Origin of the sequence: Nocardia sp. XZ_19_385, from assembly GCF_015355755.1 — a bacterium.
Taxonomy (GTDB): domain Bacteria; phylum Actinomycetota; class Actinomycetes; order Mycobacteriales; family Mycobacteriaceae; genus Nocardia.
The window spans coordinates 773,483-795,617 of sequence record NZ_JACVEE010000003.1 but is presented as its reverse complement, the minus strand read 5'-3'; the positions used below and the strand labels follow the sequence as shown (position 1 = coordinate 795,617).

The 22,135-nt window shown below is 67.5% G+C and carries 25 protein-coding genes; 14 read left to right on the top strand and 11 right to left on the bottom strand.

What is annotated here, in order from left to right; genetic code table 11:
• Positions 1-15: 15 nt before the first annotated feature.
• Entirely contained in the window at positions 16-765 is a 750-nt protein-coding gene (locus IBX22_RS27355) for a hypothetical protein (RefSeq protein WP_194818561.1), read from the top strand.
• On the opposite strand, the gene IBX22_RS27350 is transcribed toward IBX22_RS27355, so the two are convergent.
• Both IBX22_RS27350 and IBX22_RS27345 read right to left on the bottom strand, forming a co-directional pair.
• Complete coding sequence (locus IBX22_RS27350; protein WP_194818560.1) at positions 762-1,823, bottom strand: DNA polymerase domain-containing protein; 1,062 nt, start codon at positions 1,821-1,823, stop codon at positions 762-764. The two genes, IBX22_RS27355 and IBX22_RS27350, sit on opposite strands and share 4 nt — an antisense overlap.
• Positions 1,820-2,902 (bottom strand): ATP-dependent DNA ligase, encoded by a 1,083-nt coding sequence (locus IBX22_RS27345; RefSeq protein WP_194818559.1) that lies wholly within the window; start codon positions 2,900-2,902, stop codon positions 1,820-1,822. The genes IBX22_RS27350 and IBX22_RS27345 overlap by 4 nt, the downstream gene beginning before the upstream one ends.
• Positions 2,903-3,159: 257 nt before the next feature.
• Between IBX22_RS27345 and IBX22_RS27340 the strand changes: the two genes are divergently transcribed.
• A complete protein-coding gene (locus IBX22_RS27340) occupies positions 3,160-3,333 on the top strand; it encodes a hypothetical protein (RefSeq protein ID WP_194818558.1) in 174 nt (57 codons plus the stop codon).
• Positions 3,334-3,362: 29 nt separating this feature from the next.
• Here IBX22_RS27340 and IBX22_RS27335 read toward each other — a convergent pair whose 3' ends face one another.
• From IBX22_RS27335 to IBX22_RS27320, 4 genes are all read right to left on the bottom strand, one after another.
• Entirely contained in the window at positions 3,363-3,755 is a 393-nt protein-coding gene (locus tag IBX22_RS27335) for a cold-shock protein (protein ID WP_375540280.1), read from the bottom strand.
• A 36-nt stretch (positions 3,756-3,791) separates the two neighbouring features.
• Positions 3,792-4,898 carry a flotillin family protein gene (locus IBX22_RS27330; RefSeq protein WP_194818557.1) on the bottom strand — a complete coding sequence of 369 codons (1,107 nt, stop codon included), beginning with the start codon at positions 4,896-4,898 and terminating at the stop codon, positions 3,792-3,794.
• A gap of 12 nt (positions 4,899-4,910) precedes the next feature.
• Positions 4,911-5,138, bottom strand: a complete 228-nt coding sequence (locus IBX22_RS27325; protein WP_194818556.1) for a hypothetical protein — start codon at positions 5,136-5,138, stop codon at positions 4,911-4,913.
• A gap of 93 nt (positions 5,139-5,231) precedes the next feature.
• Positions 5,232-5,930: a TetR/AcrR family transcriptional regulator gene (locus IBX22_RS27320; RefSeq protein WP_194818555.1), complete on the bottom strand. Its 699-nt coding sequence runs from the start codon at positions 5,928-5,930 to the stop codon at positions 5,232-5,234.
• A 185-nt stretch (positions 5,931-6,115) separates the two neighbouring features.
• Between IBX22_RS27320 and IBX22_RS27315 the strand changes: the two genes are divergently transcribed.
• The 3 genes from IBX22_RS27315 (at position 6,116) to IBX22_RS27305 (ending at position 9,424) form a co-directional block, all read left to right on the top strand.
• On the top strand, positions 6,116-7,036 hold the full coding sequence (locus IBX22_RS27315) for an alpha/beta fold hydrolase (RefSeq protein ID WP_194818554.1): 921 nt from the start codon (positions 6,116-6,118) through the stop codon (positions 7,034-7,036).
• A gap of 661 nt (positions 7,037-7,697) precedes the next feature.
• Complete coding sequence (locus tag IBX22_RS27310) at positions 7,698-7,913, top strand: hypothetical protein (RefSeq protein WP_194818553.1); 216 nt, start codon at positions 7,698-7,700, stop codon at positions 7,911-7,913.
• Complete coding sequence (locus IBX22_RS27305) at positions 7,910-9,424, top strand: hypothetical protein (protein WP_194818552.1); 1,515 nt, start codon at positions 7,910-7,912, stop codon at positions 9,422-9,424. Before IBX22_RS27310 ends, IBX22_RS27305 begins: the two co-directional genes overlap by 4 nt.
• Positions 9,425-10,091: 667 nt before the next feature.
• Here the strand turns inward: IBX22_RS27305 and IBX22_RS27300 are convergent.
• Together IBX22_RS27300 and IBX22_RS27295 are read right to left on the bottom strand one after the other, a co-directional pair.
• Positions 10,092-10,559, bottom strand: a complete 468-nt coding sequence (locus IBX22_RS27300; RefSeq protein ID WP_194818551.1) for a nuclear transport factor 2 family protein — start codon at positions 10,557-10,559, stop codon at positions 10,092-10,094.
• A 10-nt stretch (positions 10,560-10,569) separates the two neighbouring features.
• The gene (locus tag IBX22_RS27295; protein ID WP_194818550.1) at positions 10,570-11,157 is read right to left on the bottom strand and encodes an NADPH-dependent FMN reductase; all 588 of its coding nucleotides are present in this window, start codon (positions 11,155-11,157) and stop codon (positions 10,570-10,572) included.
• A 98-nt stretch (positions 11,158-11,255) separates the two neighbouring features.
• On the opposite strand from IBX22_RS27295, the gene sigJ reads away from it, so the two are divergent.
• The 4 genes from sigJ to IBX22_RS27275 all read left to right on the top strand — a co-directional run bounded on the left by sigJ (position 11,256) and on the right by IBX22_RS27275 (position 14,381).
• A complete protein-coding gene (gene sigJ, locus IBX22_RS27290) occupies positions 11,256-12,140 on the top strand; it encodes an RNA polymerase sigma factor SigJ (protein WP_194818549.1) in 885 nt (294 codons plus the stop codon).
• Between the two features lie 176 nt (positions 12,141-12,316).
• Positions 12,317-13,747, top strand: a complete 1,431-nt coding sequence (locus IBX22_RS27285) for an SDR family NAD(P)-dependent oxidoreductase (protein ID WP_194818548.1) — start codon at positions 12,317-12,319, stop codon at positions 13,745-13,747.
• A gap of 21 nt (positions 13,748-13,768) precedes the next feature.
• On the top strand, positions 13,769-14,152 hold the full coding sequence (locus IBX22_RS27280; protein ID WP_194818547.1) for a DUF2784 domain-containing protein: 384 nt from the start codon (positions 13,769-13,771) through the stop codon (positions 14,150-14,152).
• A gap of 73 nt (positions 14,153-14,225) precedes the next feature.
• On the top strand, positions 14,226-14,381 hold the full coding sequence (locus IBX22_RS27275; protein ID WP_194818546.1) for a hypothetical protein: 156 nt from the start codon (positions 14,226-14,228) through the stop codon (positions 14,379-14,381).
• 123 nt (positions 14,382-14,504) lie between these two features.
• Here IBX22_RS27275 and IBX22_RS27270 read toward each other — a convergent pair whose 3' ends face one another.
• Positions 14,505-15,260 (bottom strand): alpha/beta fold hydrolase, encoded by a 756-nt coding sequence (locus tag IBX22_RS27270; protein ID WP_309234812.1) that lies wholly within the window; start codon positions 15,258-15,260, stop codon positions 14,505-14,507.
• Positions 15,261-15,344: 84 nt separating this feature from the next.
• Here IBX22_RS27270 and IBX22_RS27265 point away from each other — a divergent pair, with 84 nt between their 5' ends.
• The 3 genes from IBX22_RS27265 (at position 15,345) to IBX22_RS27255 (ending at position 18,814) form a co-directional block, all read left to right on the top strand.
• Entirely contained in the window at positions 15,345-16,691 is a 1,347-nt protein-coding gene (locus IBX22_RS27265) for a CoA transferase (RefSeq protein ID WP_309234811.1), read from the top strand.
• A 195-nt stretch (positions 16,692-16,886) separates the two neighbouring features.
• Positions 16,887-18,428, top strand: coding sequence for an MFS transporter (locus tag IBX22_RS27260; RefSeq protein ID WP_375540289.1), 1,542 nt, complete (start codon positions 16,887-16,889; stop codon positions 18,426-18,428).
• Between the two features lie 32 nt (positions 18,429-18,460).
• Entirely contained in the window at positions 18,461-18,814 is a 354-nt protein-coding gene (locus tag IBX22_RS27255; RefSeq protein WP_194818543.1) for a nuclear transport factor 2 family protein, read from the top strand.
• A 31-nt stretch (positions 18,815-18,845) separates the two neighbouring features.
• On the opposite strand, the gene IBX22_RS27250 is transcribed toward IBX22_RS27255, so the two are convergent.
• Positions 18,846-19,421, bottom strand: coding sequence for a TetR/AcrR family transcriptional regulator (locus tag IBX22_RS27250; RefSeq protein ID WP_194818542.1), 576 nt, complete (start codon positions 19,419-19,421; stop codon positions 18,846-18,848).
• Positions 19,422-19,519: 98 nt separating this feature from the next.
• Between IBX22_RS27250 and IBX22_RS27245 the strand changes: the two genes are divergently transcribed.
• Positions 19,520-20,581, top strand: coding sequence for a nucleoside hydrolase (locus tag IBX22_RS27245; protein ID WP_194818541.1), 1,062 nt, complete (start codon positions 19,520-19,522; stop codon positions 20,579-20,581).
• Complete coding sequence (locus IBX22_RS27240; RefSeq protein WP_194818540.1) at positions 20,578-21,462, top strand: amidohydrolase family protein; 885 nt, start codon at positions 20,578-20,580, stop codon at positions 21,460-21,462. Before IBX22_RS27245 ends, IBX22_RS27240 begins: the two co-directional genes overlap by 4 nt.
• A gap of 6 nt (positions 21,463-21,468) precedes the next feature.
• On the opposite strand, the gene IBX22_RS27235 is transcribed toward IBX22_RS27240, so the two are convergent.
• Positions 21,469-22,047 (bottom strand): pyridoxamine 5'-phosphate oxidase family protein, encoded by a 579-nt coding sequence (locus IBX22_RS27235; protein WP_194818539.1) that lies wholly within the window; start codon positions 22,045-22,047, stop codon positions 21,469-21,471.
• Positions 22,048-22,135: the final 88 nt, after the last annotated feature.

The window sequence follows — 22,135 nt, the reverse complement described above, 5'->3', positions numbered from 1 at the left end:
GCGAGAGGGACCTTGATGGCACGGACGCAAGAGTGGCAGCGCGAGCGGCGACGACAGGAGCTACCCGAAGAGGACCGCTGGGAGCGCGACGTGGCAGCCGCCCGCGCCGACCAGCGCTGGCCGCAGGTGCAAGCCGAGGATCTCGAGTTCGGCGAGGAACGCCGGCCGGTCGTCAATCCCTATGCCATCGTCGCCCTCGTCGCGGCGCTGGTCTTGTTGTTCCCGGTGGCGATCGTGTTCGGCATGATCGCTTTCACCCACCCCAAGGGCAAGAGCATGGCGACCTTCGCGCTGCTGCTCGGGTTCGCGGAGGCGGCGGCGGTGGCGAGTTTTGTGTTCATGTCGGGAAACGCGTTGGACGACTTGGTATCCAAGACCGAGAGTCCGGTAGCCACCCAGTCGATGACGGCGGCGCAGAGCAGCGCCGTCCCGCAGAGCACGGCGGCTCCGACGACCGCCGCACCGCCCACCACGGCAGCTCCGAGCACTCCCTCGACCACGGCGGCAGCGGTGCGCAAGGGCGCGTCCTGCTCGGAGGCGCAGGCCGGGATGATCGGTTCCGGCTCCGACGGCGGGACGCTGCTGTGCCTGTCCAAGTCCGGCAAGTACGAGTGGTCGGGCCCCTACAACGTGGGCACCGGCCGCTACACCGAGGGCGAGACCTGCGATCCGTCGATCGCCAAGACCGGGCGCAGCGCCGAAGGCCGCGCCCTGGTCTGCGAGGCGGGCGGCGCCGACGGCACTTGGGCCCGCTGGACCTCCTAGGAGGTTTCCTTCTTCGCTTTACTCGGCTGCACTCGCGGCGGCTCATTCGGCATCTTCGGGTACACCGGCGGCCACGGCGCGTCCATGAGTCCGGCCGCCATATCCCGCTCCGACATCTCCAGCAGCGGCGCGATGGACTGCGGCTTGCGATCGGCCCAGGGGTCACCCACTTCGGCCAGCCGCGCGGGCACGGTGGCGATGGTCAGCTCCTCCGGCACCACGGCGTCCAGTTCCGACCAGGCGATCGGGGTGGAGACCTGCGCGCCGACCTTGGGCCGCACGCACCAGGCGCCGAAAACCGTGCGGTGCGGGGCGTTCTGGTTGAAGTCGACGAACACCCGGTTGCCGCGTTCCTCTTTCCACCAGGCCGCGGTGATCTGCTCGGTGTGGCGGCGTTCCAGTTCCCGGGCGAGGGCCACCGCGGCCGCGCGGACCTGGTAGCCGTCCCACTTCGGTTCCAGCAGGGCGTAGATGTGCAGGCCGCGTGACCCCGAGGTCTTGACCCGGGAGTCGATGCCGAGTTCGGCGAGCAGGTCCCGGGTGCGGAACGCGGCGAACTTCAGATCGTCGAGGGTGATGCCGGGCGAGGGATCCAGGTCGATGCGCAGTTCGTCGGTGACGCCGGTGGGCGGAAGTTCGGTCCCGGCGGCATCGAAGACGGGCGGAGCCGTGCTCTCGGCGTCCGCGCCCGCATGGGTGGGCCACACGTGAAAACCCAAGCAGCCCTGGTTGACCGCCCACAGGATGTGCGCGAGATCGTGGGCCACCAGCGCGTCACTGGTGGTGCCGTTCGGCGTGGACACCTCGACGGTGTGCAGCCAGTCCGGCGCGGTCTTCGGCACCCGCTTCTGGAACCACGACTTGCCCGAAGCGCCATCGGGATAGCGCTCCAGCAGCAGCGGCCGGTCCCGCACGATGCCGAGGAACGGTTCCGCGACGGCCTGGTAGTAGCGCACCAGATCCAGTTTGGTCTCACCGCGTTTGGTGAAATACACCTTGTCCGGGTTGCTGATGGTGACGATCCGGCCGTCGGTTTCGATCTCGGCCGACGCGCTCATTTTCTCGCCTCACTGAAGATGGCGCTCAGCTCGGCCGGTGCGACCTCTTCGAGCTGGGCGTAGGTGCAGGATTCGGGCGTGCGGTCGGTGCGGAAGCGCACCAGCCTGCCGCCGTGCCGCAGCCGGCCCGACTGCACGTGCTCGTAGCGGACCTCGGCCACCAGCTCCGTGCGCAACGCCTCCCAGGACAGGTCCTTGCCGCCGGTCCAGCGGCTCACCCCGCCCGGCATCTTGCCGTCGGCTTTGGCCTGGGCAGCCATATCGGCCCACTGGCGCCACGGATGGTTCTCCAACGCGTTCTCGCGCAACGGTTTCAGCTCGTCGACCAGTTCCGCGCGCCGCGCCTTGGTGAAGCTGCTCGCGACTCCGACATGGTGCAAAATGCCTTCTTCGTCGAACAGGCCGAGCAGCAGTGAACCCACGCCTTCGCCATCCTTGTGCCAGCGGAACCCGGCCACTACGCAGTCGGCGGTGCGCTCGTGCTTGACCTTCAGCATCACGCGCTTGTCCTGCAAGTAGGCCTCGTCGTTGGCTTTGACCATCACCCCGTCGAAGCCCGCGCCCTCGAACCGGGTGAACCAGTCCTGCGCCACCTCCGGATCCTGGGTGATCGGCGTCAAGTGCACGCGGGCTGGTTCGGTGTCGAGAATCGTCTCCAGGAGCCTTCTGCGCTCGGTGAACGGCTCCTCGGTCAGGTCTTTGTCGCCGAGGGCCAGCAGGTCGAAGGCGACGAAGCTGGCGGGCGTCTCGACGGCCAGCTTGGCGACCCGCGAGGCGGCCGGGTGCAGCCGGTTCTGCAAGGTGTCGAAATCCAGGCCGTCCTCGGTGACCATCACGATTTCGCCGTCCACCACGCATTTCTCCGGCAGCGCCTGCTTCAGCAGTTCGGCGACCTCGGGAAAATACCGGGTGAGCGGGCGATCGTTGCGGGAGCCGAGTTCGACCTCGTCGCCGTCGCGGAACACGATGCAGCGGAACCCGTCCCATTTCGGCTCATAACTGAAGCCCGGGCCGCTCGGCACCGACGGCGCCGACTTGGACAACATCGGTTTCACGGGTGGCATCACCGGCAGGTCCACGCGCTCCTCCTCGGGTTCGGTACGTCATCACCCATGTCGACGTCGTGAGCGGCGCACATTCATCGGTGCGTTCGGCTCGATCGTATGTGGCGGGTCCGACACGTGCGCTCGGAACGCGCGGCCGAGCAGCAGCAAATCGATCCGGACAGCGATCTACCAGGAGAAATGAGGTCGATGCCAGAAGGTGGCTACCCTGGGTTGCGGCATTGCTCCAGAACACTTCGAGAAGCGCGGCAACGCGCGGAAGGCGGTTCGGCATGGCGCACAACAAGTCAGGAATGATCGGCAAGCTGCTACGCACCCTCGCGATCACCGGGATCGCGACGGCGGCCACGAAGTTCCTCAAGAAGCGGCAAGCGGACAGCCGCGCCGCGGAACGACAGGAATACTCCAAGCTCGCCTCGACCCGGGGTGCCGCGGCCTCCCACTGACCCGGGCCGCACGGCGGGCCTGGACCTACTCAGTCCAGCCAGCCGTGCTGCTCGGCGAAGGCGGTCAATCGATCCCGGATGGTGAGGATCTCCCCCGCGGTCAACGCGGGGCTGGCATCCAGCAAAAGTTCGGTGATCAGGCGTTTGTGTTCGGCGGCAGACAGACTCCCGGTGACCGTACGGTCTTTCTTATGGCGGGGAGCGGGAGTATTCGGCTGGCCGCCGACCGCAGTCAGATTGACCGCCTTCGGCCCCCGGTCGCCCTCGGTGACATCGAATTCGAATACCCGGCCTTGGCGCAGCTCGTCTTCGTCGAGGCCGATGTCGTTCACGTGCACGAACACATCCGGACCACCGTCTTCCGGCCGGATGAAACCGAACCCCCGAGAACTGTCGAACGACACCAATTTCCCGATGGACACCAAAACACCCGCTCCTCGCCGCCGTGAACTATCCGGTCACTTTAGCTCCGTTTTTCCTTCGTCGTTGTTCGAAAGCGCCTTTTGCAAGGAGTTGAAGACGGTCAATCCCTGACCGACCATTCCATTCACCATTTCGCTGACACCGTCCGGTCCGTTGAGCACCGTGAGATTGGCGTTCGACAGTCCGACTGACGCCTGCTTCACAATTTCCGGCAGCTGCTCGATCAGCAACTGATCCAGCGCGATCCGGTTGTTGGACGCCGCCGCCTCGGCCTGGATCCGGGTGCGATCGGCCTCGGCCACCGCCAGAATGCGCACCCGCTCGGCTTCGGCCTCGGCCGGTTTCACGATTTCGGCCTGCAGCTGCTGCTCGCGCAATTCCGCCTCTTTGCGGGCCTGCGCGGCCTGTGCGGTGAGCACCTCCTGCAGCGCAATGGCCTGGGCCAGCGGGCCGGCCTGCGCCGTCTCGGCGTTCGCCTTGTCGATATCGCGCTGGTACTGCGCCTTCAGCACGGCCGTCTCCCGGGCGTACTCCGCCTGCCGGCGCTGCGACTCCTGCTCGGCCTCCGCCGCTCGCTGCGCGGCCTGCGCCTGGGCGATCTGCGCGTCCCGTTGCACGGCCGCGTTGTGCGGCGCGGCCAGGGCATTGATGTAGCCGAGGTTGCCGTCGTCGATGGACTGGATCTGGAACGAATCGACCCACAGGCCGATGTTGCTCATCTCCACCTTCGAGGCGACCAGTACCTCGTCGGCGAGCTTCTGGCGCTCCCGGATGATCTCCTCGACCGTCATCGAGCCGACGATGGAGCGCAGATGACCGGAGAAGATCCGGCCGGTGAGCACCGACATCTCCTGTTCTTGCTCCGACAGGAAGCGTTGCGCCGCATTCACGATCGACTGCGTGTCGTTGGCGACTTTGAACGCGATCACCGCGCGCACGTCGAGCTGGATCGCCTGCTTGGTGACGCAGCGCTCCCTGATCTCGGACTCGAACATCGCCAGCGACAGATAGCGCACCTTGCGGAACAGCGGAATCACCCACATGCCGCGTCCGATCACCACCCTGAACGGCGCGTTGTCCTTGACCTTGGCGCCGCTGACCAGCATCGCCTCGTCCGGATCCGGCACGTGATAGCCCAGCACCCAAATCTCCCTTTATATTTCCGGCTTCGAACCCAACTCGATCCAGGGCACCACATCGACGATGCGCCCGGGATTGACCGAAATGATGAGCACGGTGGCCCCCGCCGGAATCGGCTCGGTCGCACGCGCGATATACAGTTCCGTCCCCCCGCGAATCGCCACCAGGACCTCACCCAGCATCCCGGCTCCCCGGATCGGCGATGTCAGCGTACCCGTCAAACCCGCCACGGGGTCGTTCATCGCTCTGAACTCCTCGTCTCGACACCAAAATGCCAGCGTACGTGCGCCCCAGGGGTTTTCGATACGGGATTCGGGAGAACCGTGGGCACCGGATCAGCCGGCGGTGCGGTCGGAGCGGTCGACCGCGTTGAGCACGCTGAGGATCGGGGTGTCCGGGTCGGCCGTGATGCCTTGGCGGCGGAGGAATCCGTCGACCAGGCCCCAGACGAATTCGCCTGCCTGCTCGACGAATTCGGCCGTGCGCTCGGGTGCGGGACGGCCGGCGTCGCCGAGCCACAGGTCGGTGATCGCCACGACGACACCGACGACGGCGCGCGCGAGATAGTCGATGCCCGAAGGATCGATGGCCAGGGATTCGGCGATCTCGCGGGCCTGCGCGGAGAAGCGGCTCGCGGCGGCGCGGCCCAGGTCGAACTGCAGGACCGAGCCGTCGGACTGCTGGGTGACCTGGGCTTGGCCGAGGAAGCGGAAGACGTTGGGGTGAGCCAGGATGCTGTCGGCGTAGGCGGTGAGCACGCGGCCCAGGGCGACCCGGGGCGGTTGCAGGATCAAGGTCAGGTCGCTGCCCGCGGCGGTGGCGGCGGATTTGGCCAGCCGGTTGCCGATTTCGGTGTAGAGGTCGGCCTTGTCGGCGAATTGGCGGTACAGGCGGGGTTTGGTGATGCGGGCCTCGCGGGCGATGTCGTCCATGCTCGGGCGCGGGCCGTCGCGGTCGATCACGCGGATCGCGGCGTCGACGATCTCCGAGCGGGTGATGGTGCTCGGTGCGGATCGGGCGGAGGAGCGGGGCACGAGCGGAGCTTACACGTACCGGCAGTACGCAACGCCAGGCCGTGTTGGATCCGCAGGTCCGGTGCGTGACCCAGGTCATAGGTCTCGACCGGGTTTTCTCTTGATTCCAGGGAATGCGTACTGTCAGTATCAACGAACGTACCGGCGGTACGACATCGCACCGGCTCATCGATCGAGGCAAGAAAATGACCGAACCGCAAGGCACCCACCGCCCGCAGCGACAGACCCTGGTGCCCGCGGCGGGCGGCGAGCTCGCCGTTTTCGAATGGGGCGACCCCGCGGGCGAACCACTGGTTCTCGTGCACGGGCTCTCCGACACCCATCAGGTCTGGGCCGAAGTCGCGACGCTGCTCGCCGACGGATTCCGGGTCATCAGCTACGACGTGCGCGGGCACGGACAGTCACCGAAACCCGTTGCGCTGCGCGAGTACCGGCTCGACCGGCTGGCGGCGGACTTCTTCGCCGTGATCGACGCGGTGAGCCCGGGACGGCCGGTGCACGTCTGCGGACACGGCTGGGGCGCGGTGCAGGCCTGGGAGGCGATGTGCGACGAGCGCGCCAACACCCGGATCGCCTCGTTCACCGCGATCTCCGGACCGAACCTCGACCACGTCGGGATGACGCTGCGGGAGTTGATATCTCAGCCAACGCGCGCCGCACAACTGATCACCGACCGCAAGTTCTGGCGGCACGGGCCGACAACCGCGCAGGCCGCCGCCCGCCGCCTCGCCTACCCACCCCGGGTACGAACCTGGCTGATCGAACGCCTCGGCGGTATCCCCCGCACCTACGCCCCGATCGCGCCCACACTGCGCTCAGATCTCGTTGCGGGCGTACGCATCGCGCGCGCCAACCTGGCCCACCACCTGCTGCGGCCGCGAGTGCGCCGGACCGCAGTGCCGGTGCAACTGGTCGTCGACACCACCGATGTCCTCGTGCCGCCATTCCTGTATTACGGCAGCGCCCAATGGGTGGATCGCCTGTGGCGCTTCGGCATTCCCGCCGATCACTGGCTGCCCTCGACCGAGCCACTGCTGGTCGCCGAGGCACTCGCCAACTTCATCGAGGACCTGCACGACAGCGACGCGCCAATCTCGCACTCCTAGACCCCTGCCCACAACCTCGGCCCATTCCACATCCCTGGTCCAGACCCCCGACATTCTGGTGCAGACCATCAGTCCTCCCCGACCTCCGGCTCACCCACCCACTCGGTCCCGACCCACGCTCACCCTCCAACCGCTACCCGGCGCAGATCAAGCCGGCCACCGGGCGCAGTCCCACCCGGCAACCCGTGCAGATCCAAACCGCCACCCACGCCAACCCGCCGCCTTTGGCGCAAATCAACCCCGCCAACCGGGCGCACTCCCACCCGGCAACCCGTACAGATCCAAACCGCCACCGCCAACCCGCCACCCTGGCGCAAATCAACCCCACCAACAGGGCGCACTCCCACCCGGCAACCCGTACAGATCCAAACCGCCACCGCCAACCCGCCACCCTGGCGCAAATCAACCCCACCAACAGGGCACAGTCCCACCCCGCAACCCATACAGTCCAAACCGCCACCAACGCCAACCCGCTACCCGGCGCAGGTCAACCCGGCCGACCGGGTGCAGTCCCAGCCGGCACCTTGGCGCAGATCCACCCGCCAACCGGGCGCAGATCTACCCGCCATCCGGCACTGACTCGCCGGCTAACCCGGCACAGACCCATTCCCGGCATCCGGCGTGTTTGTCCGGGATCCACACCACCAGAAAGCGATTGCGTATGTCCGACGCAGCACAGACGCTCGCGAAAACCCTGGGCGCACCCCTGCCCGAGGAATTCGATCAGCTCACCGAGGCCGACCTGGCCGCGCTCGATGGCCTGCTCCGGAGCGCCCTAGCCGGGCGCGCGGCGCGGCTCGAATCGGCCACTGAGACCTCCCTGCAATTGATCCCGCGGCTTATGCGCCCGGCTGTGAAGAAGGTGCTTGGGCTGTGACAACGCAACTGCTGGTGCGGGCCGAGACTACGAAACTGGCTCGGCTGCTGGATGTTTCGGATCCGGTGCAGCTGGAGTTCCTGAGTGGGCTCTCCCCCGCGGCGATCCGGGCGTTCCGGGAACGCGCCACCGATCTGCTGTTCGACCGTGATGCGCAACGGCTGCAAAGGGTTGCGGCCGCAAGCAAGTTGGTGCCGACGGCGATCAGTGCGAAGGCGGCTGAGCGCGCGTTCGGGCCTGTGTTGTGTGCGGCGGTCGCGGGATCGGTGGAGCCGGCGCAGGCGGTGTCGATCGCGAAAGCGCTGCCCGCGAAGTTCCTTGCCGAGACCGCGGTGCAGTTGGATCCGCGCCGCACCGCCGCCGTCATCGCCGAGGTGCCGCCGCGGTTGGTGGCTCAGGTCGCTAAAGAACTGTTCGCCCGGGGTGATCACGTCACCATGGGCAGGTTCGTGGGTGTGGTCCCGGAGGCGTCGATGCGGGCGGCGTTGCCGGAGGCGTCCGACGCCGACCTGCTGCGGATCGGGTTCCTGCTGGAGGACAAGTCCTCGATGGACACGCTGCTCGGCATTGTCGAGGACCGGATTCCGGGCGTCATCCGCGCTGCCTGCGAGCAGGACCTGTGGGCCGAGGCGATCGACTTGCTCGACACCGTCGACCAGGCGAACCGCGCCAAGATCGGCGATATCGCGGCGGGCCTCGGCGACGACGTGCTCGACGCGCTGATCGAGGCGGTCCGTGAACTGGACGCGTGGGCCACGCTGCTGCCGGTGACCAGCGCGATGAGTCAGGACAGCCTGCGCGTGCTGGCGGCCCGGCCGGTGGTGCACACCGAGGCGGTGCTCGGTCCGATCATGGATGTCGCGCTGGATCACGGACTGTGGCTGGATCTGCTGCCGCTGTCGGTGCATCTGCCAGAGGCGCCGCTGGCGTTCCTGGCCGCTCGGGTCGCGGAGAAGCCCGACGACGAGCTCGCCGATCTGATCCGCCAGGCCGACACCGCCGGGCTCTGGGCGGCGCTGATCCCGATCGCGCTGGCCATGGGTGAGGCGGACCGCCGCCGGATGGCCGGGCTGCCCGTGATGCGCGAACCCGAGGTGCTGCGCGCCGTCATCGACACCATCGCCGAACACGAATTGTGGTCGCAGGGACTGCCTTTGGTAGACGCGCTGCCGAAGTCCGCGAAGCCGATCCTCGCCTCCTGTATTGGCGACCTGACCCGGGAGCAGCTGCTCGCCGCACTGCTGGCAGCCGCGCGCAGCGCCGATATCGACACCCTCGTCGACATCGCGCTGGCGCAAGAATCGGAAGGTCGCGCCCGGGTCCTGGAAATCATCGACGGGATGGACGATCTCGGCGAATTCCTCGAGGCGCTGACACCGGAAACACCGGAGGTCGTGTGGCGCGGACTGGTCGAGGTCCGCGACGAGATGCCCGCGGACCTGCGCGCACAGCTCGCCCACCGGGCAGCGGCCTGTGGGAAGGACAGCATCGCCGACGAGCTGCAAGCCTGACTTCTCCAAAAGCGCGAGCCGGCTACCTCGCCACGCTCGCGCTTCTTCGATGCCGGTGAGGCGGAGGCCACGGCGGTACGCACGCCACCTGACATCACAAGAGTGCAGGTCGGCTACTTCACCGCGCTCGCGCATCTTCGATGCCGCTGATGGCGGAGGCCACGGCGGTACGCACGCCACCTGACATCACAAGAGTGCAGGTCGGCTACTTCACCGCGCTCGCGCATCTTCGATGCCGGTGATGGCGGAGACCACGGCGCCGCTCAGGCCACCTGACATCGCGAGACTGCGGGTCGGCTCCTTTGCCGCGCTCGCGTCTTCGATGCCAGTGATGGCGGAGGCCACGGCGGTACGCGGGCCACCTGACATCGCGAGAGTGCGGGTCGGCTACTTCGCCCCGCTCGCGCGTCCTCGATGCCCGTGATGGCGGAGACCGCGGCGGTGCGCAGGTCGCCTGACATCGCGAGAGTGCGGGTCGGCTTCTTTGCCGCGCTCGCGCGATTTCGATGTCGCTGATGGCGGAGGCCGCGGCGCTGCCAGGCCACCTGCCATCGCCAGAGTGCGGGTCGGCTTCTTTGCCGCGCTCGCGCGTCTTCGATGCCAGTGATGGCGGCGGCTGCGGCGGTGTGCAGGCCGACGGCTTCCTCGTGGCCGCCGGTCGCGCTCGTCAGGGTTCGAGGTCGATCACCCCTTTGCCGCTCGCGATGTCGAGCGGCACCGAGACCTGGTCGTGTGCGATCAACCAGGTGCCGGCGATCTTCCGCATGCCGTAGGTGACCCGGACCCACATACCGTTCGTTGCCGCCCCGTTCCGCAGCGTGCCGCGCAGACGACCGAAGCCGTGCCCGAAGGCCACATCGTCGCCGACGGTGAGGGTCAGATCGCGAACCTCGTAGGTCAGAGTCTCGAAGAACAGGAACACTCTCGACCAGTTGTCGAGTTTCGCCGCGATCCCGACATGCTGGAGCGGCGGCTCGACGTCGAAGGAAACGACGTCGGTGGTGTACAGCTGCTTCAGGGCCGCGAGATCCTTGGCGCGCAGCCCTTCGATCACCTTGTCGATTTGCCTGCGAATCTCGGCTTCGTCCGCCTCGATGCGGTCGGTGCGTGCCTGAAAGTCGTTGGATACGGTCATGATCGGCTCCTCAGGAGTTGACGAGAGTGGTTTCGGCGCCGGTCCGCAGCGGTGCGAGCGCGGCGCTCCAGGCGAGGAGCTGATCCAGCGTTTTGTGCAGGGCGGCGACATGGTGGTCGCGCGGCATGAAGGTGGTGTGGTTCTCGAAATCGGTGAGCAGTGAGATCTCCACCGGGCGGCTCACATCCGCCATGCCCAGCGTGCTGCACACCACCCGCAGCTGCGCGACCGCACGGGCGCCGCCGCTCACGCCGTAGGAGACGAATCCGACCGCCTTGTCGGTCCATTCTCCGCACAGGTGGTCGATAGCGTTCTTCAGTACGCCGGGGATGCCGCCGTTGTATTCCGGGGTCACGATGATGAAACCGTCAAACGGGGCGATCCGCTCGGCCCAGGCGCGGGTGTACGCGTGCGCGGACGGGCCGAACATCGGCGGCGCGGGCTCGTCCAGATGCGGTAGCCGGTGCTCGCGCAGGTCGATCAGGTCGAATTCGGCGTCGCCGCGCGCCGACGCCGTGTCCAGAACCCACTGGGCGACCTGCGGGCCGTTGCGGTTGGGGCGGGTACTGCCGAGGATGATGCCGATGGAGAGTGTCATGCCCTTCCGACGATGTAGCCCTGGGGAATGTCAGGCCTGACAATTCGAGTCGCTGTTTCGTCGATTCGGTGAAGCGTCGATCGAAGGAGCCGAACACCATGACCGATCCGCAACTGCGCGCAGTGATCGGCGAACGCCGTCAGCTTATCAATCTCGCCTACCGGCTGATCGGCTCGCTGGCCGAAGCCGAGGACGTGGTGCAGGAGACCTACGCCCGCTGGTACGCACTCTCCGAGCGGCAGCGGCAGGAGGTGGCGTCCCCCGGCGCGTGGTTGACCACGGTCGCCGGCCGCATCTGCCTCGACCTGCTCGGCTCGGCGCGAGCCAGGCGGGAACAGTATGTGGGCGAATGGATTCCGGAGCCTATACCCGGCCATTCCGAATGGTTCGGTGCCCCCGCCGATCCCGCCGACCGGGTCACCCTCGACGAGTCGATCAGCATGGCCTTCCTCGTCGTACTCGATTCGATGACCCCGGCCGAGCGAGTCGCGTTCGTCCTGCACGACGTCTTCCGCTACTCCTTCGCCGAAATCGCCGACATCGTCGGCCGCACCCCCGGCGCCTGCCGCCAGCTCGCCTCCAGCGCCCGCCGCCGCATCGATACCTCGCGCAACCCGTCGAGCGCCCAACGCGCCGCGGTGGTCCGGGACTTCAAACACGCCTGGGAGACAAGCGATCTGCCGGCCCTGATCGAATTGCTCGACCCGACCGCAACCGCGACCGCGGACAGCGGCGGCCTCGCCCCGGCCTTCCGCGACCCCATCACCGGCAGCGAAAACATCGCCCGCACTTGGCTGGAAATCGCCACCCGAGGCCCCGAGGTAACCCTCCTCGAGCGCACCGTCAACGGCCAACCCGGCCTGGTCGCCCAACTCGACAACACCATCGTCTCGGTCTACGCCTTCGACATCGCCGACAACCACATCACCCGCATCTGGGTCATCCGCAACCCCGAAAAGCTGCGCCTCTGGACAGCCGCCTGAACACCAAGATCATCAGGACTTGGTGGCGGACCACTCTCGGCCGATGCCGCCACCAAGTCCTGGTGATCTTGGTCATCAACGGGCGGGTTCGGGGTGCCCGGACTGGGAGCTATGGCGGCGGGTTTGCGACAATGGGGGGTCGATTGCCCAGCTCACGAAGGACTCCTCTACCCGCGATGGCCGAAAGCAGTATCGATTCCACTGAGCTCGCGACCTGTCTGCGGGTGCTCGAACAAGCCGGGCAGCTCGATAAGGACGATCCGGATTCGCTCGCGGTGCAGCGCGCGGTCGGGCACATGTTCAAGAAGCTCAAGCAGCGGCGCCGCACCGAAGCGCGCGCGGCCGTGTCCGAAGCCGACCGCGCCGTCGTCGCCGCCACCGCGACCGGCTCGCCGCAGCGGATCGATGACGAGACCGCCGGTATCCCGCTGAGCTCGAACGCCGCGGGCGCGAGCGCGGGCGAACTCTTGCGGGCCCGTCCCTGCTACATCTGCAAGGACCGCTACACCCGGGTCGACGCGTTCTACCACCAGCTCTGCCCGTCCTGCGCGGCCGACAGCCACAGCAGACGCGACGCCCGCACCGATCTGTCCGGCAAACGCGCGCTGCTCACCGGCGGCCGCGCCAAGATCGGCATGTACATCGCGCTGCGGCTGTTGCGCGACGGCGCGCACACCACCATCACCACCCGCTTCCCCAACGACGCCATCCGCCGTTTCGCCGCCATGGACGACAGCGGCGACTGGATGCACCGGCTGCGCATCGTCGGCATCGACCTGCGCGATCCGGCCCAGGTGGTGGCGCTCGCCGACGACGTCGCCGCCCAGGGCCCGCTCGACATCCTGATCAACAACGCCGCGCAGACCGTGCGCCGCTCCCCCGGCGCCTACAGCGCGCTGGTCGACGCCGAGAACGGTCCGCTGCCGGTCGGCGCGCTGCCAGAAATGGTGACCTTCGGCAAAACCATGCAGGCGCACCCGACCGCGCTGACCGCCTCGCTCGCGCCGTCGCTCACCGCCGCCGATATCGCCGAGCTCGCGCTGGTCGCGGGATCGGCTACGCCGGAACGCATTTCGGCCGGTATCGCGATCGACGCGGGTGGGCTGGTGCCGGACCTGGCGCACACCAACAGCTGGGTGCAGACCGTCGCCGAGGTCGATCCGACCGAACTGCTCGAAGTGCAGCTGTGCAACTCGGTGGCGCCGTTCATCCTGGTCTCGCGGCTGCGTCCGGCGATGGCGGCCGCGGCGGCGCGGCGCAAATACATCGTCAACGTTTCCGCCATGGAGGGTCAGTTCTCCCGCGCCTACAAAGGCCCGGGGCACCCGCACACCAATATGGCCAAGGCCGCGCTGAACATGCTGACCCGCACCAGCGCCAAGGAAATGTTCGACGAGGACAACATCCTGATGACCGCCGTCGACACCGGCTGGATCACCGACGAGCGCCCGCATTTCACGAAGATGCGCCTGGCCGAGGAGGGCTTCCACGCGCCGCTGGATCTGGTCGACGGCGCCGCCCGCGTGTACGACCCGATCGTGCAGGGCGAGAACGGCAACGACATCTTCGGCGTCTTCCTGAAGGATTACCGGCCCTCCCCCTGGTGAGATCCCGCCTAAGCTGGTGCTGTGCTGTACCGGCTGTTGGCCGATGCCACCGCGGCCGCGCACTTCGCGTTCGTGGCCTATGTGGTGGTCGGCGGGTTCTTAGCGTGGCGGTGGCCGCGCACCATCTGGCTGCACCTGATCGCGTTCGGGTGGGGTTTCGGTACGGTGCTGGTCGGATATGACTGCCCGCTCACCTATGTGGAGAATTGGGCGCGGCGCGAGGCCGGGCAGGAGGGGCTGCCGGCCAGCGGGTTCATCGATCACTATCTGACGGGCGTGATCTACCCGGAATCGGCGCTCGGTTTGGTGCGCGCGCTGGTCGCGGCCTGCGTCCTGGTGTCGTGGGTGGGATATGTCCGGCGGCTTCGGGGGTCCCGGACAGCGGTGGGTTCAGCGCGGCGGTAAATGCGTGGCGCCCGCGTGCTTGCCCCAGATAGCCTGGAGGAACATAACTTTCGGCTCAGGGGAGGAGCGGGCGATGTGGGGATGGAGCGAACAGGTCGCGGAGTACGCGGCCGCCGCGTCGGGTACCGCCTGGCGGATCAGCGAGCCCGAACCGACCGTGCTGGACCCGCAGGATCGGGAAACCGAAGACGAAGCCGAAGCGATGAACGAATTCGACCTCGTGCGTTGACTCCGTTCCGGAAGTCCTTGCGAACGATGTATGCAGACCGTGCAATTTCCCTCGAGTTGAGCCGATTTCGACCACTTTCGAGGGAAAGTTGCACGGTCTGCATACCTCGGACAGCCTGCGGGCTCATCCCAGCGTCGAGGCGATGATCTTGGCGACTGCGGACGGTTGTTCGTCGAGGTAGAAGTGGCCGCCCGGGAAGGTGTGCAGGCCGAATTCAGCTGTGGTGTGGTCGCGCCACTCGGTGGCCTGGTCCTGGTTCGTCGTCGGGTCTTCAGTGCTGATCAGGGCCGCGATATCGCAGTTCAGCGGGTCGGCCGAGCGGTGGACGTAGGTTTCCACGGCCCGGTAGTCGGTGCGCACGGTCGGGAGGATCAGTTCCGCGAGGCTTGGTTCGCTGCGCAGGATGGCGACCGAGGCGGGGTCGTTGGCGAGGCGTTCCAGGTCGCCGATGAGCTCGTCGTCGGAGCCCAGATGGAACCGGCCGGGTTCGGCGTAAGTCGGTGCGGGACGGCCGGATACGAAGAGGGTGCTGATCTGTTGCCCGCCGCGTTCGAGGCGCACGGCGGTCTCGTACGCCACCGTCGCGCCCATGCTGTGCCCGAACAGCGACAGGCCCGCGAGGGGCGCCTGCCGAAGCAGTTCCGCCGCAACGTGATCGGCGAGGTCATGCAGGTCGCCGATGGCCGGGTCGCCGACGCGGTCCTGGCGTCCCGGCGGCTGCACGGCGACCACTGTCACGCCAGAGTCGAAGTGGCGGGCCAACTCTCGATACGCGGTTGCCGAACCGCCGCCGGGCGGAAAGCAAACCAGTTGATGGCGCGGTGCCGGATCGGCTCGCAACACCCGCAGCCAGTCCGTGCCGGTGATCGCCTTGTCCACGTCCCAGTCCTCCTGTTCAAGAAAGTAACACGCAAGCATTTCACCAACCCCCGACAGACGCGCGGCACGACTAGTGTCGACCAGGTGATCGCGCATGCACGACTGGTCCACGACTACGAAACCGGAATCGGGGTACCCGGCTCCACTATCGCTCCCGCCCCCGATCCTGGCAGCAATCTCGCTGCGACACTTCCGGTCTGGGCCCTCGCCGCCGGATCGGTGGCCGCGCTGACCGCGGCCGCCAACCGGCACCGGCAGGCGAACCGGCTCGCGCCGGTGTCGCACCGGATCGATCCGGGGCGGATCAACGCCGCCTTCCGCAGCGACCAATTGTTGCGGGTGGACGGCCGTCAGGTACCGATGTTCGGCGACCTGTCCGGTTTCTTCCCCACCTTCGACGGCTGGGTCCGCACCCACGCCAACTATCCGCACCACCGCGCCCGCCTGCTGGCCGCTCTCGGCCTGCCGCCCGAAGCACCGGAAGACCTCGCCGTCGCGATGCTGGCCATGACCCGGGCCGCCGATATCGAGGAGAACGCCGCCGCGGTCGGCGCGATCGCGGTACGGGTGCGCACGGAAGAGGAATGGGCCGTCGAGCCCCAGGCGCAGACCGCCGCGCAGGGACCGCTGGTAGCGATCGACCCGCGCACCGATCGGGCCGCGCCCCGGTACCGCTCGGATCCCACGCCGTTCCAGCCTTTGCGCGGCGTGCGTGTGCTCGATCTGACGCGAGTGATCGCCGGGCCCGTCGCGACCCGGGCCTTGGCGCTGCTCGGCGCGGAAGTGCTGCGCATCGATCCCCCGCAGCTGCCCGAAATCCCTTGGCAGTTCCTCGATACCTCGCAGGGCAAGCGCTCGGCCCTGCTCGACGTGCGCTCCCAGTGGGCCGCCTTCGACGAACTCCTCGGCTCCGCCGACGTCCTGGTCACCGGCTACCGCCCGGGGGCACTGGAAGCGGCCGGTCTCAACACCGAGGTCCGTCCCGGCCTGATCCACGGCCGGATCTGCGCCTGGGGCGAATCGGGCCCGTGGGCCGAACGCCGCGGCTTCGACAGCATCGTGCAAGCGGCCACCGGCATCGCGATCACCGAGGGCGCCCCCTCGATCCCCGGCTCGCTCCCCGCCCAGGCCCTCGACCACGCCTCGGGCTACCTGCTCGCCGCCGGCATCATCGACGCCCTCGTCGCCCGCGTCTTCGACGGCGTCGGCCGAGACGTCCGAGTCTCCCTGGCCCGCACCGCCTCCTGGCTGCTCACCTCCCCCGACCGCACCCCGAACCATCCGAACCCCACCCCACCGAGCCCCGCCTCGGCCGTCTACCGCGGCAACACCATCACCGCCGCCCCCGCCCTCGCCGAATACCCGGACTACCTCTGGGCTGCCCCCGAATACGGAGGCGACGAAGCCACCTGGCCGGTCTACAGCCGCTGATTTCACTCAGGACGGCCGGTTGGGGCGTTGAAACCGCGCCGTTGCGGCTTGGGGGTGGTCGGCGGGGCGGGAAAATGCATTGCGGAACTTGTCGGTGGGCGATGAGATGGTGGTTCGGAGTTCGTCAGAACAAGTGTGAGCCTCGTCGATAAAAGTCCAGCGGAGGGAATCCTCGTGTCCACCACCAGCGATCACATTTCGGGTGACGCGGTGGTTTCGCCGCGCGCCGGGCGCAAGGAATGGGTTGGGTTGGCGGTGCTTGCGTTGGCCTGTCTGGTCTACGCGATGGACATGACGGTGCTGCATTTGGCGGTGCCGATGCTCAGTTCGGATCTGCATCCGACGAGTTCGCAGTTGCTGTGGATCATCGATATCTACGGGTTCATGGTGGCGGGGCTGCTGATCACCATGGGTACGCTCGGCGATCGGATCGGGCGGCGGCGGATGCTGTTGTTCGGGGCGGCGCTGTTCGCGGTGGTGTCGATAGTGGCGGCGTTCGCGCCCAGTGCGGAGACGTTGATCGTGTGCCGGGCGCTGCTCGGGATCGCGGGGGCGACGGTGGCGCCGTCCACGTTGTCGTTGATCTTCAATATGTTTCGGGATGCCCGGCAGCGTTCGGTCGCGGTCGGGGTGTGGGTCGGCGCGTATTCGACCGGTGGCGCGGTGGGTCCGATCTTCGGCGGGTTTCTGCTGGAGAACTTCTGGTGGGGTTCGGTTTTCCTGCTCGCGGTGCCGGTGATGGTGCTGTTGCTGGTATTAGGGCCGAAAGTGCTGCCCGAGTTCCGGGATCCGGAAGTGGGCAAGCTCGATCCGGTGAGCGCGGTGATGTGCGTGCTGACGATGATCGCGCTGGTCTTCGGGATGAAGGCGATCGCGCAGGACGGTATCGGCTGGGCGGCGATCGGCGCGGTGGTCGGTGGCCTGGTGGTGGGCGCGCTGTTCGTGCGACGCCAGCTCACCCACGACGATCCGATGCTGGATCTGCGGTTGTTCCGGTTGAGCACGTTCCGGATCGCGTTGCTGATCAACATGATCGGGATCTTCGTCGCGTTCGGATACTTCCTGTTCGTCGCCCAGTATTTCCAGCTGGTGCTGGGGATGACGCCGCTGGCGACAGGTCTGGTGATGGCGCCGTCGGGTATCGGGTTCATCATCGGTTCGCAGCTGACTCCGCGTCTCGTGCGCGTGGTGCGCCCGGCCTACCTGATCGGCGGCGGGATGGCGCTGGCCGGAATCGGCTTGCTGATGATGACGCTGCTGACCACCGACGGCGGTTACGGGATGGCGCTGGCCGCCTCCGTGATCTGCTCGCTGGGTTTGGCGCCGGTGTTCGGCATCACCACCGAGATCGTCGTCGGATCCGCGCCGCCAGAACAGGCCGGTGCGGCGTCCGGTGTCTCCGAGACCGGCGCCGAACTCGGTGGTGCGCTGGGCATCTCGATCCTGGGCAGCATCAGCATCGCCATCTATCGCGGCGACCTAGCTTCGACATTGCCTGCGGACGTGCCCGCCGATGCGGCCGTTTCCGCCCGCGACACCCTGGGCGCAGCGGTCGACGTAGCGGCCGGATTGCCTGGCGCGCTAGGCGATTCGGTTCTCCAAGCGGCACGGGACGCATTCCTGCACGGCGTGCACATTACTGCCGGAATCGCCGGGATCGCCTCCCTGGTAATCGCAGTGGTCGCATTCCGACGGCTGCGGTCACTGCCGCCCGGGGATTACAGCAGCGAAGACTGACGCCTGCCGCTCCCCCGTGGCATGCTCGACATATGGCAGACCAACGGGAACCCGCAAGGGAGCCAGGCGATCTCGCACGCTACTTCGTCGAACGCGCGAACCAGGGCGACATCGACGGACTGGTCGCCCTCTACGAACCCGACGCGGTCATGGCCCTGCCCGACGGCGGCAAAGCCGTCGGGCACCAGGCCATCCACGATTTCCTGACCAAGGCCCTGGCCGACCGCCCCGCCCTGGAACCTGGCAACCCGCGCCCCACCCTCCGAACCGGCGACCTGGCGTTGACCTCGACGCGCCTGGCGACCGACGACGTCACCGCCGAGATCGCGCGCCGACAACCAGACGGCAACTGGCTCTGGGCCATCGACCAACCCAAGGTCCGCTAACTCCCCACGCAGTCGGTGGGCACGAGGTGCGCTACTTTCGGTGGGCGGCGAGGGCGGTCATCGCCTCGACCAGTTGGGGGCCGCCGGGCATGGCTTTGCCGTCGCTCATGACCCACAGCACCGACAAGCCTTGGGCCAGGGTGAAGTACATGCCGGCCAAGGCTTCTGCTTGGTCGGAGGTCAGGCCGGGGTGGGTTTCGGTGAGGGATTGGGCGATGTCGCGGTAGGCGCCGGGCAGGTTGTCGGCCATGAAGGCTTGGGACTCCGAGGAACGGGCGACGCGCAGCATGTTTTCCAGGCTGGCCAGCATGGCTTCGCGGTTGTCGGCGAAGACGGCAGGCAGGCCGTCGACCATGGCCGCGAACGCTTCCGGCAGTGGGCTGCCCGCTGTCTGCCGGATGAGGACGTCCATGGCGTCGCCGATGCCGGTGCCCAGTGCTTCCGCGAGCGCCTCGGTGATCAGGCGTTCCTTGGAACCGAAGTGATAACCGATGGCGGCCAGGCTGACGCCGGCCGCGGCGGCGATGTCTCGGGCGGTGGTTTTCGCGACGCCGCGCTCCATGAGCGCCTTGCGAGCGCCCGCCAGTAGATCTTCCCGGTTTCCCATGCCGCCACCCTACAGCACGTCTAAGACATACGTCCAAGACGGTCGTACTATCGGGGTGGCGTGCGGGTGGGCGGGGGCAAGCTGGTTAGGCTCGGGGCGTGCGGCAGAAGATCATCGTGGACGTCGATACCGGGATCGACGATTCGCTGGCACTGCTGTATCTGCTGGGCTCCCCCGAAGCCGAGATCCTCGGGATCGCATCGACCGCCGGGAATGTGACCGCCGCGCAGGTGGCTGCGAACAACCTCGCCTGGCTCGATGTGTGCCGGGCGCCGGAGATCGAGGTCGCGCTCGGCGCGGCGGAGCCCCTCGCAATCCCGTTGCGCACCACCGAGGATACGCACGGCCCGCAGGGCATCGGCTATGCCGTATTGCCGGAATCCGCACGGCCCCTGTCGGATCGGACGGCCGCGCAGCTGTGGGTCGATCTCGCCCGGGCGCATCCCGGAGAGCTCGTCGGCCTGTGCACCGGCCCGCTGACGAATCTCGCACTCGCACTGCGCATCGAGCCCGGACTACCGCGCCTGCTGCGGCGACTGGTGATCATGGGTGGCGCGTTCAACCATCCGGGCAACACCACCCCGACCAACGAGTGGAACGTGCACGTCGACCCGGAGTCGGCCAAGGAGGTGTTCGACGCGTTCAGCGCGGCGCCCGCCCGCCCGATCGTGTGCGCGCTCGACATCACCGAAACCATCGAGATGCGCCCGGAACACCTTGCGCTGCTGGCCGAACGCGCGGGCAGCGTACCGCCGGAAATCGTGTCCGAGACCGATCCGGCCGGAACCCGGTCGGCGGCCTCGAATCCGATCGTGCGCCACGTCAGTGACGCGGTGCGGTTCTACTTCGAATTCCATAGCCTCTACAACCAGGGCTACCTCGCGCACATGCACGATCCCTTCGCCGCCGCCGTGGCACTCGATCCGAGTCTGGCCGTGGTCCGGCCCGCGACCGTCGACGTGGAGCTCACCGGCACCCTGACCCGCGCCACCACCGTCGCCGACTGGTCCGGCATGTGGGGCCGGGAACCCAACGCCGACATCGTGATCGGCACCGCTCAGGCGTTGTTCTTCGACCGTCTCGTCACCCGGGTCGGCGATCTCGCCCGGGCGCTCTACCCAGCCGGCGGGCCGCCCCGCCCCGCAGAGGAGGTTCGGTGACCGCCGACAACGAAGACAACTACCTCGCCGCGCTCCGCTCCCGCCTCGGACTCTCCGGAATCGTCGACGTGCACACGCATTTCATGCCGGAGCAGGTCATGCGCAAGGTGTGGGCCTACTTCGATTCCGCGGGCCCGCTGACCGGACGTGAATGGCCGATCACCTATCGCGACGACGAGCAGGTGCGGTTGAAGACGTTGCGCGGCTTCGGCGTTCGCGCGTTCACCTCGCTGGTGTACCCGCACAAGCCGGACATGGCGGCCTGGCTCAACGAGTGGACCGCCGACTTCGCCGCCCGCACCCCCGACTGCCTGCACACCGCCACCTTCTACCCGGAGCACGGCGTGGACTCCTACGTCGAGGCGGCGATCGAAGCGGGTGCGCGCGTCTTCAAAGTTCATGTGCAGGTCGGCGACTTCCACCCGGGAGATCCGCTGCTGCGCCCGGTGTGGGGCATGCTCGAAGAGGCGGGGATCCCGGCCCTCATCCACTGCGGATCCGGTCCGGCCGCGGGCTCGTTCACCGGCCCCGAGCCCATCGCCGCACTGCTGGAACGTTTCCCGCGCCTGCGCTTGATCATCGCGCACATGGGAAATCACGAGTACTCCGAATTCCTCGACCTGGCTCAGCGGTACGAGGGCGTGCACCTCGACACCACCATGGTCTGGACCGACTTCAGCGAGCAAGCCGACCCGTACCCGGTTTCCGAACTACCCCGGGTGCTCGACCTCGGCGAACGCATCCTCTTCGGCAGCGACTTCCCCAACATTCCCTACCCCTACGCCCACCAGGTCTACGCCTTGGAACGACTCGAACTCGGGGACGACTGGCTGCGAAACGTCCTGCACGACAACGGAGCCCGGCTGTTCGACCTGGGCTGAGCCGAGCTACCTCGGGATCATCGAAGGCAGTGGATGGTCGGATTCGAGCGCGGGGAGCCCGTCGATGCTGGCGGCGTTGACACCCGCGATGCGCTCGGCGAAGTCGTCCTCGGTGCGGCGGGCGTGCAGCGCGTCGAGCACCGGGCGCTCGTCGACGAGTTCGAGGTAGGGCACCGAGTAGCCGCAGGAGTCGGCGATCCGGTCGACCGTGACGACGATGACGGCGCGTAAGCCCGGGTGCTGTAAGCCGAAATGCGGTCGCAGCGTATCGAATTCGGCGGAATCCGGGCGGACCATCCGGCCGGTGCCGAAGAGTCGCAGGATCTTCGAGGTGCGGGTGAAGGAGCAGAACATGATGGTGATGCGACCGTTGTCCCGCAGATGCGCGATGGTTTCCGCGCCGCTACCGTACAGATCCAGGTAGGCGAAGGTGTTGTCGTCGATCACGGCGAAGGTATCGCGATAGCCCTTGGGGGACACATTGACGTGCCCACCCTCGGACGGCGCGGTCGCGACGAAGAACATCGATTGCGCATCGATGAACGCGCGCAGCGAGTCGTCGAGATGTGTGAAGACCTTCGCCATAGTGGTCCTTTCCCTGCTCTTGCCCCGAAAGCGGGCAGTTAGAGGGTAACTCCTGGCCGTGGGGACTCCGTTCGCCGCACGGCGGTGG

Coding starts and splice junctions, on each gene's coding strand:
- IBX22_RS27355 (WP_194818561.1), top strand. CDS start 16: ATGGCACGGACGCAAGAGTGGCAGCGCGAGCGGCGACGACAGGAGCTA.
- IBX22_RS27350 (WP_194818560.1), bottom strand. CDS start 1,823: ATGAGCGCGTCGGCCGAGATCGAAACCGACGGCCGGATCGTCACCATC.
- IBX22_RS27340 (WP_194818558.1), top strand. CDS start 3,160: ATGGCGCACAACAAGTCAGGAATGATCGGCAAGCTGCTACGCACCCTC.
- IBX22_RS27325 (WP_194818556.1), bottom strand. CDS start 5,138: ATGAACGACCCCGTGGCGGGTTTGACGGGTACGCTGACATCGCCGATC.
- IBX22_RS27315 (WP_194818554.1), top strand. CDS start 6,116: ATGACCGAACCGCAAGGCACCCACCGCCCGCAGCGACAGACCCTGGTG.
- IBX22_RS27310 (WP_194818553.1), top strand. CDS start 7,698: ATGTCCGACGCAGCACAGACGCTCGCGAAAACCCTGGGCGCACCCCTG.
- IBX22_RS27300 (WP_194818551.1), bottom strand. CDS start 10,559: ATGACCGTATCCAACGACTTTCAGGCACGCACCGACCGCATCGAGGCG.
- IBX22_RS27295 (WP_194818550.1), bottom strand. CDS start 11,157: ATGACACTCTCCATCGGCATCATCCTCGGCAGTACCCGCCCCAACCGC.
- sigJ (WP_194818549.1), top strand. CDS start 11,256: ATGACCGATCCGCAACTGCGCGCAGTGATCGGCGAACGCCGTCAGCTT.
- IBX22_RS27285 (WP_194818548.1), top strand. CDS start 12,317: ATGGCCGAAAGCAGTATCGATTCCACTGAGCTCGCGACCTGTCTGCGG.
- IBX22_RS27275 (WP_194818546.1), top strand. CDS start 14,226: ATGTGGGGATGGAGCGAACAGGTCGCGGAGTACGCGGCCGCCGCGTCG.
- IBX22_RS27255 (WP_194818543.1), top strand. CDS start 18,461: ATGGCAGACCAACGGGAACCCGCAAGGGAGCCAGGCGATCTCGCACGC.
- IBX22_RS27250 (WP_194818542.1), bottom strand. CDS start 19,421: ATGGGAAACCGGGAAGATCTACTGGCGGGCGCTCGCAAGGCGCTCATG.
- IBX22_RS27235 (WP_194818539.1), bottom strand. CDS start 22,047: ATGGCGAAGGTCTTCACACATCTCGACGACTCGCTGCGCGCGTTCATC.